This is a genomic window from Acidisoma sp. (assembly GCF_965199065.1).
Classification (GTDB): Bacteria; Pseudomonadota; Alphaproteobacteria; order Acetobacterales; family Acetobacteraceae; genus Acidisoma.
The window spans coordinates 1,487,768-1,500,498 of the sequence record NZ_CBDAQN010000001.1 but is presented as its reverse complement, the minus strand read 5'-3'; the positions used below and the strand labels follow the sequence as shown (position 1 = coordinate 1,500,498).

The window sequence follows — 12,731 nt, the reverse complement described above, 5'->3', positions numbered from 1 at the left end:
AGCATCCAGTGTTCATCCGAACACGCGCCTCCCAGCCTTCCAGGTCCCAAGGACCCGGCCCTCGACCGCGCGCCCATCGAACGGCGTGTTCTGCGCCTTGCCCGGCATCTTCCCGGCCTCGATCTTCCACGCCCGCTCCGGATGGAACAGGCACAGGTCCGCCGCCCCGCCGCGCGCGATCCGCCCGAGCGGCAACCCGAGCACCTGCGCCGGACCCGCCGTCATCAGCGCGATCGCGCGCGGCAGGGAAATCATCCCGCCATGCATCTGCGCCAGCGTGATCGGCAGCAGCGTCATCAGCCCCGCGCCGCCGGCAGACGCCAAGGCAAACGGTTGCCTCTTGTCGTCCGCGTCCCGCGGCTGGTGATCCGACGCGACAGCATCGATCGTGCCATCCACGAGGCCAGCGACGACCGCCCGGCGGTCGGCCTCACTCCGCAGCGGCGGCGAGAGCTTCGCATAGGTGCGGAACTCGCCGATCGCGATCTCGTTGAGGTCGAAATACGGCGGCGCCGTATCGCAGGTCACCTGAAAGCCCCCATCCCGGGCACATTCAGCTTTTGCCGCGCGGATGAGGTCGAGCGCCGCCGCCGTCGAGACGTGGGCAAAATGCACATGCCCGCCGGTCAGCCGCGCGAGCGCGATATCCCGCGCCACCTGGATCGCCTCGGCCGCGGCCGGAATGGCCGGCAGACCCAGCCGCGTCGCCAGTTCACCTTCGGTCGCGGCCCCGCCCTCCGCCAGGCTCGGCTCCTCGGGGTGCTGCACCACAATCCCGCCAAACCCGCGCGCATAGGACAAGGCGAGCCGCATGAGCCGCGCCGGCCCGATCGCGCGGCCGCCATCCGAGAAGCCGACCGCCCCGGCCTCCCGCAAAAGGCCAAGCTCGGCCAGCTGCTCGCCCGCGCAGCCGCGGGTGACGGCGCCATAGGGGAGGATGGTGAGCGTGCCGGTCTCCTCGCCGCGGGCGCGCAGCAGCCGCACCAGCGCCGGATCGTCGATTGCCGGGACAGAGTCCGGCAGCGCCACCAGCGTCGTGATGCCCGCCGCCGCCGCCGCGCGCGCGACGGACTTGATCGTTTCGCGATATTCCCGGCCCGGCTCGCCCAGCTCGGCGCGCATGTCGACGAGGCCCGGGCAGAGCACGGCGCCGTCGGCCGCCACGGTTTCGGCGCCTTCCGGCGCGGTCAGCCCCTGCGCGATATCGGCGACCAGCCCACCCCGGATCAGCACGTCGGCGATCTGGTCGAGGCCGCTCGCCGGGTCGATCACCCGGGCGCCCATGATGAGGGTGTCGCGCTGCGTGACCGGGCTCATGCCGTTCATGCGCGTTGTCTCGCCGTCATGGGCGCGCGGCTTTGCCGCTCGGGCACCACGGCGGGGCGGGAGAGGCGGTCGAGCACCGCCATACGCACGGCCACTCCCATCTCGACCTGTTCGCGGATGACGCTGTGCGCCGGATCGTCGGCGACCGCGCTGTCGATCTCGACGCCACGGTTCATCGGCCCCGGATGCATGACCAACGCATCGGGGCGCGCGACCGCCAATTTCGCTGCATCGAGGCCGAAAAAGCGAAAATACTCTCGGCTGCTGGGAACAAGGTTGCGGGTCATACGCTCTTTCTGCAATCGTAACATCATGACCACATCCGCATCGGCCAGTCCAGTCGCCATGTCATGAAACACGGTCACGCCCAGCTCCTCGATGGCGGCGGGCATCAGCGTCGGCGGCCCCACCACGCGCACCGTGCAGCCCATCGCGTTGAGCAGATGGATGTTGGAGCGCGCCACCCGCGAATGCCCGACATCGCCGCAGATGGCGATCACCAGCCCCTCCAGCTTGCCGCGATGCCGGCGGATCGTCAGCGCGTCCAGCAGCGCCTGGGTCGGATGTTCGTGGGTGCCGTCGCCCGCGTTGATGACCGCCGCCTCGACCTTCTGGGCCAGCAGGTTCGGCGCGCCCGACTGGTCGTGCCGCACCACCAGAAGGTCGCATTGCATGGCGTTCAGCGTCGAGGCGGTGTCGAGCAGCGTTTCGCCCTTCTTCACGCTGCTGGTGGACACGGACATGTTGATGACATCCGCGCCGAGCCGCTTTCCCGCCAGTTCGAAGCTCGTCCTGGTCCGGGTGCTATCCTCGAAGAACAGGTTGATGAGCGTCCGCCCGCGCAGCACGTCGCGCTGGGTTTTCCCCGAGCGGTTGAGCAATGCGTAGCTCTCGGCGAGGTTCAGAAGCTCCCCGATCGTCGCGGGCGAGAGGCCTTCGATGGCGAGCAGGTGGCGCATGCGCTTCCTTACCGGAGTGAAAGTTTTTGCTTCTTTGCCCAGGGCGCCCTGTTCCAGAAAGAAGCGCTTGCGCTATCCCGTGGTCACCGCCCTGATCCGGGCGAGGCTTTCGGTCCGGCCGAGTGCGGCGAGGGTCGCGTCAATCGGTGGGCTCGTCGTGGTGCCGGTGAGTGCCGCGCGCAGCGGCTGCGCCACCTGCCCGAGTTTGCGGCTGGTTTCCTCGGCGAAGGCGCGCAGGGCGGCATCGATCCCCGCCACCGAGAAGTCGGTCGCCTCCAGCCGTGGTGCGAGGCTTGCCAGCATGGTTCGGGCCTCCGGCGTCAGCAGGAGCTGCGCCTTGGTGTCGAAGGTGAGGGGCTGCGGCCTCGCGAGGAAACCCGCCGAGGCCGCCAACTCGACCAACGTCTTCGCGCGCTCCTTCAACGCCGGCATGAGGAGGGAGACGCGCGCTTCCACGGTGTCGTCGATGACGAGGCCGGGTTCCTCGGCGAGACGGCGCAGCACATCGCGGGCGAGACGCGTGTCATCGGCCTGCCGCAACCACACGCCGTTGAGGTGGGTGAGTTTCGCGTAGTCCATCCGGCTGGCGGCGCGGCCGACGCCGCCGAGGTCGAACAGTTCGATGGCCTGCTCGCGGCTGAGGATTTCGGCATCGCCGTGCCCCCATCCCAGCCGCAACAGGTAGTTGCACAGCGCCTCGGGCAGGAAGCCTTCGCGCTCGAACTCCAGCACGCTGACGGCGCCGTGGCGCTTGGAGAGCTTGGCGCCGTCCGCGCCGTGGATGAGCGGGATATGGGCGAAACGGGGCTTCTCCCAGCCCATTGCGTTGTAGATCTGCACCTGCCGGAACGTGTTCGTGAGGTGATCGTCGCCGCGGATGACGTGGGTGATGCCCATGTCGTGGTCGTCCACCACCACGGCGTGCAGGTAGGTCGGCGTGCCGTCGCTGCGCAGGATGATCATGTCGTCGAGTTCGGCGTTGGCGACCCGCACGGTGCCCTGCACGAGGTCCTCGACCTCGGTCACGCCCTCCTGCGGCGCGCGCAGCCGGATCGAGGGTTTCACGCCCGGCGGCGCTTCCCCAGGGTCGCGGTCGCGCCAGCGCCCGTCGTAGCGCGGCGGGCGACCGGCGGCGATGGCCTCGGCGCGCATCTGGTCGAGTTCCGCCTTGGTGGCGAAGCAGCGGTAGGCGCGGCCCTGCTCCAGCAACTGCCGCGCCACCTCGGCGTGCCGCGCCTCGCGCGCGCTCTGATAGACGGGCGGCTCGTCCGGGTTGAGGCCCAGCCAGTCGAGACCCTTGAGGATGACCTCGGTCGCTTCCGGCGTGCTGCGGGCGCGATCGGTGTCCTCGATCCGCAGCAGGAAGCTGCCGCCATGGTGGCGGGCAAAGAGGTAGTTGAACAGCGCAGTCCGGGCCCCGCCGATGTGCAGGAGCCCGGTCGGAGAGGGCGCGAAGCGGGTACGGATTGGGGTTTCGGCGGTCATGGCGGCTGCTTAAAGCATTTCGCCGGTGGGTGAAAATGTCCTCGCGCGATTGGCCGCCCCGCTTCATGGGGTCTGGCTGTTGCGGGCGCGGCTGGCCGCGGAGCGGGGGCTGGCCGCCTGGATCGATGCCGAGCAGGGCCGTTTCCTGCCTTGGCTGGCGGTGTTCATGGCCACGGGCATCGTGCTGTTCTTCGCCCAGCCCGCCGAGCCGACCGCCTGGATCGGGCCGGTTTTCGCCGGCCTGGTCCTGCCTCTGGTGGTGCTCGGCTGGCGGCGCCAGATCCCGCGCGCGCTGACGGCCTGCCTGCTCGCGCTGGCGATCGGCTTCGCATCCGCCAGTCTGCGAACTCATGCGATGCCGCCGATGCCCGTGTTGTCGCACGACGCAATCGTGGTCTCCGGCACGATCGTAGCGGTGGAGCCCTTGCCCACCGGCCGCCGCGTCATCCTGGGGGCGATGACGCTCGACGGCGGGGCCACGATGGCGCGCGGGCTCCGGCTCCGGCTTCGCAACACCGATCTCCAGCCGCTGGCTCCCGGCGACCGGCTGACAGTGCGGGCGCTGCTGCGGGCGCCTTTTCCACCCGCCTATCCCGGCGCCTGGGATCAGCGGCGCGACGAGTATTTCCAGGGACTGGCGGGCGGCGGCTTCGCTCTGGGCGCCGTGCACCTGTCGGCGCCCGCGCACCGCACCGGCCTCGCCCAGCTTTGGCAGCGATTGCGGGAGAACGTCGCCGGCCGGATCATGGCGGTGGTGCCCGGCGCGCCGGGGGCGGTGGCGGCCACGTTGCTCACCGGCATCAGCACCGCGATCCCCATCGCCGTCCGGGCTGATTTCGCGACCGCCGGCCTCGCCCACATCCTGGCGGTCGCCGGCCTGCATATCGGCATCGTCATGAGCACGGTCCTCGGCGCCGCCCGTTTCGGTCTGGTGCAGTGGGAGTGGGCGGCTCTGCGCTGGCCGGTCAAGCAGGTGGCCGGGGTCGTGGCGCTCGCGGCCGGCGCCTTCTACATGGCGATGACGGGCATGCACCTGCCCATCATCCGCAGCTTCGTCATGGCCTGCCTCGTCACGCTCGGCCTCCTGCTCGGGCGGCGGGCGATCTCGATGCGCAGCCTCGGCTTCGCCGCGACGGTCCTCATGCTGACGCAGCCCGAAGCGGTCGGCGGGGTCAGCTTCCAGATGAGCTTCGCCGCCGTGATGGTGCTGGTCGCCGGTTATGAGGTGCTGCACTCCCTCAAGATCGCATCATTTTCCCATCGGGCCGGGGTGCTGGGCTGGCTGCGGCGGGACCTCATGCTGGTTGCCACCACGAGCCTGCTGGCAGCCGCGGCGACCGCGCCCTTCGTCGCCTATCATTTCGGTCAGGTGCAGATCTATTCCGTGCTCGCCAATATGCTGGCGGTGCCGCTCGCCACCTTCTGGGTGCTGCCGCTGGGCCTCGCCGGGCTGCTGCTGATGCCGCTCGGTCTCGGCTTCCTCGCCCTCGTCCCAATGGGGTGGGGCTGCGCCCTGATGGTCGGGATCGCCCGCATCGCCGCGCACCTGCCCGCCGCCACCCTGTCCGTGCCGCCGGAGTCGCTCACCGGCCTCTGCATCGCGAGCCTGGGGCTCATCTGGCTCTGCCTGTGGCACAGTTCACTGCGGCTGCTCGGCCTTGCCCCGCTCGTCTTCGGCGTCCTCGTCATGCCCTTCTTCGTGCGGGTCCCGGACATCCTCGTCTCGCCCGACCTCCGGATCATCGCGGTGCGCGAACCCGGCGCCGTCTACCTGCAGCAGACCGGACACGACGACTTCACGCTCGGGGAGTGGCGCCGCTTCTTCGCCGGTCGCCCGCTGGTGGCGCTGCCGGGTGAGGGGGCGCTTGCCGATGGCCGCGTCACCTGCACGGCGGAGGGCTGCGTGCTGCCGGGCACCGGCAAGGGCGCGGTGTTGATCTGGCGCGCCTACGACCCGCCCGCGAACTGCCGGGGCATCGGGGTGATCGTCGCCACCGGCTATCTCGACGAGCTTTCCGGCGCTGACTGTGCCGGCGTGGCGCGCGTCGACCGCGACCTGGTCCGAAGCGGACAGGCGATCGCCATCCGGCTCGAACCCGGTGGCCCGCGGATCGATACCGACCGCGACGGGCGGGGGATCTGGCCGTGGCTTCCGCCGCTCAGGCCGGAGGCGCAATGACCGCCTGCTCTTCTGCCGGCAGGGGGTTGGCAGATGCCCGGCAAGCGAACAATACTTCACCCCAAGGATGCGCGGACATCCAGGGATGGGACGTTCATGAGCGAAAAGATGGCCGCGGAGACGCGGTCCCGGCAAGGATTGAGATTGGAGCAGGCGGCGCGTGCGGCCTGGCTTTATTACGTCGGACGGCGCACGCAGGATGAGGTCGCCGGGCAGCTCAACATATCGCGCCAGGCGGCCCAGCGGCTCATTTCCCTCGCGCTCACCGAAAAGCTCATAAAGTTTCGGTTCGATCATGAGGTGGGCCCCTGCATGGAGGCCGGCGACGCTCTGTCGCGCCGCTTCGGCCTCTCGCTCTGCGAGGTCGTGCCCACGATGGGCAGCAACGCCGCGACGCTCGGCTCCGTCGCCATCGCCGGGGCGCAGTTCCTCGAGAAGTGGCTCTCGCAACGGGCGCCGCTCGTGCTGGGTCTCGGCACCGGCCGCACGCTGCGCGCCATCGCGAATGAGCTCTCCCCCGTGGCCGCGCCGCAGCACAAGGTTTTTTCGCTCTGCGGCAGCATCCTGCCGATGGGCCGTGCCATCGCGCTCGACCCGGTGCTGCGGATCGCCGAGAGGTCGGGTGCGCAATGCTTCTCGCTCCCCTGTCCGGTCATCGCCGCAACCGTCGAGGAGCGGGACGTGTTGCAGAAACAACAGCCATACGAGACCCTGCGCGACCTTCTGCCCCAGGCCCGTTGCATGCTCGTCGGCATCGGCTCCGTCGATTGGAAAAGCGCGCTGCACAGCGACGGCTGCGTATCGGACGGAGAACTCACCACGCTCATCGAAGGCGGCGCGGTCGGCGAGATCGGCGGCTGGTCCTATGACGCGGATGGCCGCCTCCTGGGCGGCTCGGTCAACGAACGCGTCGCCGGGGTCTGGCATCTGGCGCTACGCACCAGCGCGCTGCGGGTCGGCGCGGCCTTCGGCGCGGTGAAGGTCGGCGCCATCCGCGCGGCCATGGTCGGCGGCATGGTCGACGGCCTGATAACCGACGAAGCGACCGCCGAAGCGCTGCTTGCAACATGAAGCTGACGCAATGCCTTGGAAAGGCCACTTGACAGGCGGCCTCGGTCTTGATGTTCTGCTCGCCGGCCGAGCATACGCCCATCAAGTGGCGTAGCTCGAAACGGCTTTTGAATATAGGGAATAGGAAATGCGTCTAAGAGCGATAGCGGCCTTCGCGGCTGCCCTGATGTCCGGCACCTGTCTGGCCCATGCGACGACGATCACCATCGCCACCGTGAACAACTCGCAAATGGTGGTCATGCAGAAGCTCTCCTCGGTCTGGGAGAAGAAGACCGGTAACAATATCAACTGGGTGGTGCTCGAGGAGAACGTCCTCCGTCAGCGCGTGACGACCGATATCGCGACCCATGGCGGCCAGTTCGACATCATCACCATCGGCTCCTACGAGACGCCGATCTGGGGCAAGCAGGGCTGGCTCACGCCGCTCGATGGCATCCCGGGCTACGACTACAACGACGTGTTCAGCTCGGTCCGGCAGGCGCTGTCGTCGAACGGCAAGCTCTATGCGCTGCCCTTCTACGCTGAAAGCTCCTTCACCTATTACCGCAAGGACCTGTTCTCGGCCGCCGGTCTGACGATGCCGTCGAACCCGACCTGGAAGCAGGTTGACGGCTATGCCGCCAAGCTCACCGACAAGAGCAAGCAGCAGTATGGCATCTGCCTTCGCGGCAAGCCCGGCTGGGGCGAGAACATGGCGTTCTTCGACACTCTGCTGAACACCTATGGCGGCGAGTGGTTCAACATGAGCTGGCAGGCCCAGCTCGAGACCCAACCCTGGCATGATGCGCTGACCTTCTACGTGCATCTGCTGCGCGACTACGGCCCGCCGGGCGCCAGCTCGAACGGCTTCAACGAGAACCAGGCGCTGTTCGCCACCGGCCACTGCGCCATGTGGATCGACGCGACCTCCGGCGCCGGCATGATCTACGACAAGAACAGCAGCCAGGTGTACGACAAGACGGGCTTCACCGCCGCCCCTGTCGATGTAACGCCGAACGGTTCGCATTGGTTCTGGTCATGGGCGCTGGCGGTCCCCTCCACCTCCAAGCAGGCGGCGACCGCGAAAGACTTCATCAGCTGGGCCACGTCGAAGGATTACATCGACCTCGTGGGCCGGGACAACGGCTGGACGACGCTGCCGCCCGGCACCCGTCTCTCGACCTACTCCAACTCTGACTACCTCGCGGCGGCACCCTTCGCCGGCGCGGTGAAGACGGCGATCCTGACCGCCAACCTCGACCACCCGACACTGAACCCGGTTCCGTACACCGGAATTCAGTACGTTTCGATCCCGGAATTCGAGTCGATCGGAACGACGGTCGGACAGCTGGTGGCGGCGGCGCTGACCGGCCAGAGCAGCATCGATGCGACACTGAAGCAGGCGCAGGCTTCGGTCTCCTCCACGATGCAGCAGGCGGGCTACACTCAGTAAGCGCCTGGTGAAGTAAGAACAGGCGGCCCGGCACAACTGGGGTTCCCAGGCCGGGCCGTTGATGTTTCTAGCGTGCCGCAACTCGTTGCTTTGCCGCTCGAGTTCGAGAAGCACGCCGGACCGGAAAGGATCGTCATGAGTGCCACTCCTATGAGTGCGGGGGGGCCGGCCGCCTCAGGTGCATCGGCAAAAGTCGTGAAACGGCCGGGCGGTGGGGTGAGGACGCTGCCGCTTCTCGCGCCATCCGTCGGGCTGCTGCTGATCTGGATGATCGTGCCGCTCGCGATGACGCTGTTCTTCGCGTTCCGGCGCTACAACCTGCTCAACCCGATGATCCACGGCTGGGCCGGGTTCCGGAACTTCAAATACCTCTTCCAGGATCCGGCGCTGCTCAACTCGCTGATGATCTCGGTCATCATCGTGGTCGGCGTCATCGCAATCACGATCATCTTCGGCACGATCCTCGCGGCGGTCTTCAACCAGCCGTTCCGCGGCCAGGGGTTCGCGCGCGTTCTCATGATCTCGCCCTTCTTCGTCATGCCGACGGTGAGCGCGCTGGTCTGGAAGAACCTCCTGCTCGACCCCGTCGACGGGTTGGTGGCGGCCATCTTCCGCATGCTCGGCCTTCAGCCCGTCGCCTGGTTCAGCGTTTTTCCGCTGGGCTCGATCATGGCGATCCTGTGCTGGGAATGGCTGCCCTATGCCTTCCTCATCCTGTTCACGGCGCTGCAGTCGATGGACGAAGAACAGCTGGAGGCCGCCCGGCTGGACGGCGCCAGCGCCATCGACATCTTCCTCAACATCCAGCTGCCGCACATGTCGCGTGCCATATCGGTCACGATCATGATCGAGATGATCTTCCTGCTGAGCGTCTTCGCGGAGATCTACGTGACGACGGCGGGCGGCCCCGGCTACGCGACGACCAACCTGACATTCCTGATCTATCAGCGCGCTCTGCTGGCCTTCAACGTCGGCGGCGCATCGGCGGCCGGCGTCATCGCCATCGTGCTCGCCAACATCGTCTCCGCCTTCCTCACGCGGAGCGTCGGCAAGAGGCTTGAGCTATGAGCTACGGTGTCGCCAGGAAGAACAGCCCGGTCGCGGGAACGATTGCCTGGGTCGTCGCCCTCGTCATGTTCTTCCCCATCGCCTGGATGGTGCTGGCGAGCTTCAAGACCGAGGTGCAGGCGGTGCAGACGCCGCCGCTCATCTTCTTCAAGCCGACGCTCATCAACTACCGGGACATCTTCGCCGAGGCCGATTACCTGCATTTCGCCGCCAACAGCGTCATCATCGCCGTGGGCGCGACGCTGCTGACGCTCATCATCGGCGTGCCTGCGGCCTTCGCCATGGCCTTCTACCCGACGCACCGCACGCGCGGCCTGCTGCTCTGGATGCTGTCGACGAAGATGCTGCCCGCCGTCGGCGTGCTGGTGCCGATCTACCTGCTCTGCCGCGACGCGGGGCTGCTCGACAGCCGCACGGCGCTCATCGTCATCAACATGATGAGCAACCTGCCGATCGCCGTCTGGATGCTGTTCACCTTCTTCCGCGACCTGCCGAAGGACATCATCGAGGCGAGCCGCATCGACGGCGCCAACCTGCGGCAGGTGCTGGTGCACGTCCTGCTGCCGCTGGTGATGCCCGGTATCGCCTCGACCGGGCTGCTCGGCATCATCCTCTGCTGGAACGAGGCGTTCTGGAGCCTCAACCTGACGGCGCACAACGCGGCGCCGCTGCCCGCCTTCATCGCCAGCTTCTCGGCGCCGCAAGGCCTGTTCTGGGCCAAGCTTTCCGCCGCCTCCGTGCTCGCGATCGCGCCCATTCTCATCTTCGGCTGGATCAGCCAGAAGCAGCTCGTGAGCGGGTTGACGTTCGGAGCGGTGAAATGAGGCTCGAGGGCAAGGTTGCGATCATCACCGGCGGCGCGCGGGGCATCGGACGCGCCATCGCCACACGCTACGCGGCGGAGGGCGCCCGCGTCGTCGTGGCCGACATCAACGCGACGGAGGCGAAGAGCGTCGCCGACGAGATCGGACATGATGCGATCGGCGTCGGCGTCAACGTGGCGCAGCAGACGTCGATCGACGCGATGGTGGCGGCGGTGGTCGAGCGCGCCGGCCGGATCGACATCCTGGTCAACAATGCCGGCGTCTTCGAGATGGCGCCGATCCTCGAGATCACCCGCGAGAGCTACGCGAAGCAGTTCTCGGTCAACGTCGAGGGGTTGCTGTTCACGCTGCAGGCGGTGGCACGCCAGATGGTGCGCCAGGGTCAGGGCGGGAAGATCGTCAACTTCGCCTCCCAGGCGGGCCGGCGGGGCGAGGCTCTCGTCGCCGTATATTGCGCCTCGAAGGCGGCCGTCATCAGCATCACGCAGAGTGCCGGTCTTGGGTTGATCAAGCACGGCATCAACGTGAACGCGATTGCGCCGGGCGTCGTGGACACGCCGATGTGGGACGTGGTCGACGCGCAGTTCGCGAAATACGAGAACCTGCCGCTGGGCGAGAAGAAGCGTCAGGTGGGGCTCGCGGTGCCGTACGGGCGGATGGGCCATGTCGAGGACATGACCGGTGCGGCGGTGTTCCTGGCGAGTTCGGACGCCGACTACATTGTCGCGCAGACGCTGAACGTCGACGGCGGCAACTGGATGAGCTAGGGCCGAGGGCAGGGCTCTGCCCTGGACCCGCTGGAGCCGGCGGCCCCGAGGCTCAAGGCACCAGCACGGCGGCCCCCTCGAACCGCCCGGCACAGAGATCCGCCAGCGCCGTGTTCGCCTCCTGCATCGGGTAGGTCGTGGTCTTGATCTGCAGGTCCATCTTCGGCGCCTGCCCGAGAAAGTCGATCCCGTCCTGGCGCGTGAGATTGGCGACGGAGACGAGTTGCCGCTCCTCCCACAGAATATCGTAAGCGAAGCCGGGAATGTCGCTCATATGGATGCCGGCGCAGACGACGCGCCCGCCTTTACGCACGGCCTTCAGCGCCAGTGGCACGAGCGCGCCTACCGTCGCGTAGATGATCGCCGCATCCAGCTTTTCGGGCGGCGCTTCGTCCGAGCCGCCGGCCCAGTCCGCGCCAAGGCTCCTCGCGAAGGCTTGGTTGCCTGTGTCTCCCGGCCGGGTGAAGGCGAAGACGCGGCGGCCCTGCCATCGCGCTACCTGCGCCACGATGTGCCCGGCAGCGCCGAAGCCGTAAAGGCCGATCGTCCTGCCTTCGCCCGCGATCGCGAGCGACCGCCATCCGATCAGCCCGGCGCAGAGCAGCGGCGCGAGCGACACGTCCGCTCCCGTCTCGCCCAGCGGAAAGGCAAAGCGGGCATCGGCGATGGTGGCGGTCGCGAAGCCGCCGTCGCGCGTATAGCCGGTGAACAGAGGCGCGTCGCAGAGGTTCTCCCGGCTTGCCTCGCAGTAGGGGCAGACGCCGCAGGTATGGCCGAGCCAGGGGATGCCCACGCGATCGGCGAGCTTCAGGCCCGTGACACCTTCCCCAATCTCGTCGATGCGACCGACGATTTCATGCCCGGGTATGATGGGTGATTTGGGACGCGGCAGTTCGCCGTCCAGCACATGCAAGTCCGTGCGGCAAACCCCGCAGGCCAGCACCTTGACCCGGATCTGGCCCGGCCCCGGATGGCGGTCCGGCAGTTCCGTCCAGACCAGCGGGCTTTTCGGCCTGCCCAGGACCATAGCCTTCATCGGGATGTCAGTCTTTGCTCGTGGTGAAGCCTTGGATGGCGGCGCCCGGGCTTCGATGCACGACCGTGGCGGCGGCTGATACCGTCGGTCTGTCGAAGAGGCGCGGCACGACTGAGGCGCCGATCAGGCCGGCGATGACGATCCAGCCCAAGAACAGAAGCGAGGATGTCGTCGGGCGTGTCATGACACCCTTTTTTGCAGCCGCCGCCGTGACCTCGAGCGCAGGATGCAGTGGTATTGTCCGGGGCGACGGCAGAAGGCCCAGCACCCGCTGACAAAGGCCCTCCCGGTCGGGCCTGGTGGATGGCGCCCCGGGTAGAGGCCCGAGCAGGGCCGAGAGGCGCGTGACGGCCGCCGCTTTCGATAGCGCGGCCAAAGCTGCGGCTTCCTGCCACGGATCGATGTCGAGCCGCGCCAACGCCGACATGACGCTGAGGGGGAACTCGTTCCGGTCCAGCCAAAGCGGCGAACTCAGGAAGGGGTCGAACTCGGTGCTGAGATAGCCGGATGGGGCGGGACTGGTCATGTGCATACCTGCGTGTCAGGGCTGGCGCCGCTGCCTGATCCAGCAGGATGGCGTTTGG

Annotated in this window: 11 protein-coding genes; 6 read left to right on the top strand and 5 right to left on the bottom strand. The window is 67.8% G+C overall.

Annotated features, from left to right (window positions below):
* Positions 1-12 precede the first annotated feature (12 nt).
* From ACOEQ1_RS07065 to gltX, 3 genes are all read right to left on the bottom strand, one after another.
* Entirely contained in the window at positions 13-1,317 is a 1,305-nt protein-coding gene (locus tag ACOEQ1_RS07065) for a dihydroorotase (protein ID WP_419758672.1), read from the bottom strand.
* 5 nt (positions 1,318-1,322) lie between these two features.
* On the bottom strand, positions 1,323-2,285 hold the full coding sequence (locus tag ACOEQ1_RS07060) for an aspartate carbamoyltransferase catalytic subunit (protein WP_419758482.1): 963 nt from the start codon (positions 2,283-2,285) through the stop codon (positions 1,323-1,325).
* A 72-nt stretch (positions 2,286-2,357) separates the two neighbouring features.
* The gene (gene gltX / locus ACOEQ1_RS07055) at positions 2,358-3,770 is read right to left on the bottom strand and encodes a glutamate--tRNA ligase (RefSeq protein ID WP_419758481.1); all 1,413 of its coding nucleotides are present in this window, start codon (positions 3,768-3,770) and stop codon (positions 2,358-2,360) included.
* Positions 3,771-3,795: 25 nt separating this feature from the next.
* Between gltX and ACOEQ1_RS07050 the strand changes: the two genes are divergently transcribed.
* The 6 genes from ACOEQ1_RS07050 to ACOEQ1_RS07025 all read left to right on the top strand — a co-directional run bounded on the left by ACOEQ1_RS07050 (position 3,796) and on the right by ACOEQ1_RS07025 (position 11,111).
* Positions 3,796-5,949, top strand: a complete 2,154-nt coding sequence (locus ACOEQ1_RS07050; RefSeq protein ID WP_419758480.1) for a ComEC/Rec2 family competence protein — start codon at positions 3,796-3,798, stop codon at positions 5,947-5,949.
* Positions 5,950-6,045: 96 nt separating this feature from the next.
* Entirely contained in the window at positions 6,046-7,020 is a 975-nt protein-coding gene (locus ACOEQ1_RS07045; protein ID WP_419758479.1) for a sugar-binding transcriptional regulator, read from the top strand.
* A gap of 127 nt (positions 7,021-7,147) precedes the next feature.
* Positions 7,148-8,452: an ABC transporter substrate-binding protein gene (locus ACOEQ1_RS07040; RefSeq protein WP_419758478.1), complete on the top strand. Its 1,305-nt coding sequence runs from the start codon at positions 7,148-7,150 to the stop codon at positions 8,450-8,452.
* Between the two features lie 135 nt (positions 8,453-8,587).
* Entirely contained in the window at positions 8,588-9,520 is a 933-nt protein-coding gene (locus ACOEQ1_RS07035) for a carbohydrate ABC transporter permease (RefSeq protein ID WP_419758477.1), read from the top strand.
* Positions 9,517-10,344, top strand: a complete 828-nt coding sequence (locus ACOEQ1_RS07030; RefSeq protein WP_419758476.1) for a carbohydrate ABC transporter permease — start codon at positions 9,517-9,519, stop codon at positions 10,342-10,344. Before ACOEQ1_RS07035 ends, ACOEQ1_RS07030 begins: the two co-directional genes overlap by 4 nt.
* Entirely contained in the window at positions 10,341-11,111 is a 771-nt protein-coding gene (locus ACOEQ1_RS07025; protein WP_419758475.1) for an L-iditol 2-dehydrogenase, read from the top strand. Before ACOEQ1_RS07030 ends, ACOEQ1_RS07025 begins: the two co-directional genes overlap by 4 nt.
* Before the next feature lie 52 nt (positions 11,112-11,163).
* On the opposite strand, the gene ACOEQ1_RS07020 is transcribed toward ACOEQ1_RS07025, so the two are convergent.
* Together ACOEQ1_RS07020 and ACOEQ1_RS07015 are read right to left on the bottom strand one after the other, a co-directional pair.
* Positions 11,164-12,147: a zinc-dependent alcohol dehydrogenase family protein gene (locus tag ACOEQ1_RS07020; protein ID WP_419758474.1), complete on the bottom strand. Its 984-nt coding sequence runs from the start codon at positions 12,145-12,147 to the stop codon at positions 11,164-11,166.
* A gap of 7 nt (positions 12,148-12,154) precedes the next feature.
* Entirely contained in the window at positions 12,155-12,673 is a 519-nt protein-coding gene (locus ACOEQ1_RS07015) for a hypothetical protein (protein WP_419758473.1), read from the bottom strand.
* Between the last annotated feature and the right edge of the window lie 58 nt (positions 12,674-12,731).

Excerpts from the sequence above, each read along its gene's own strand:
- ACOEQ1_RS07065 (WP_419758672.1), bottom strand. The coding sequence starts at position 1,317 with ATGAGCCCGGTCACGCAGCGCGACACCCTCATCATGGGCGCCCGGGTG.
- ACOEQ1_RS07060 (WP_419758482.1), bottom strand. The coding sequence starts at position 2,285 with ATGCGCCACCTGCTCGCCATCGAAGGCCTCTCGCCCGCGACGATCGGG.
- gltX (WP_419758481.1), bottom strand. The coding sequence starts at position 3,770 with ATGACCGCCGAAACCCCAATCCGTACCCGCTTCGCGCCCTCTCCGACC.
- ACOEQ1_RS07045 (WP_419758479.1), top strand. The coding sequence starts at position 6,046 with ATGAGCGAAAAGATGGCCGCGGAGACGCGGTCCCGGCAAGGATTGAGA.
- ACOEQ1_RS07040 (WP_419758478.1), top strand. The coding sequence starts at position 7,148 with ATGCGTCTAAGAGCGATAGCGGCCTTCGCGGCTGCCCTGATGTCCGGC.
- ACOEQ1_RS07035 (WP_419758477.1), top strand. The coding sequence starts at position 8,588 with ATGAGTGCCACTCCTATGAGTGCGGGGGGGCCGGCCGCCTCAGGTGCA.
- ACOEQ1_RS07030 (WP_419758476.1), top strand. The coding sequence starts at position 9,517 with ATGAGCTACGGTGTCGCCAGGAAGAACAGCCCGGTCGCGGGAACGATT.
- ACOEQ1_RS07025 (WP_419758475.1), top strand. The coding sequence starts at position 10,341 with ATGAGGCTCGAGGGCAAGGTTGCGATCATCACCGGCGGCGCGCGGGGC.
- ACOEQ1_RS07020 (WP_419758474.1), bottom strand. The coding sequence starts at position 12,147 with ATGAAGGCTATGGTCCTGGGCAGGCCGAAAAGCCCGCTGGTCTGGACG.
- ACOEQ1_RS07015 (WP_419758473.1), bottom strand. The coding sequence starts at position 12,673 with ATGACCAGTCCCGCCCCATCCGGCTATCTCAGCACCGAGTTCGACCCC.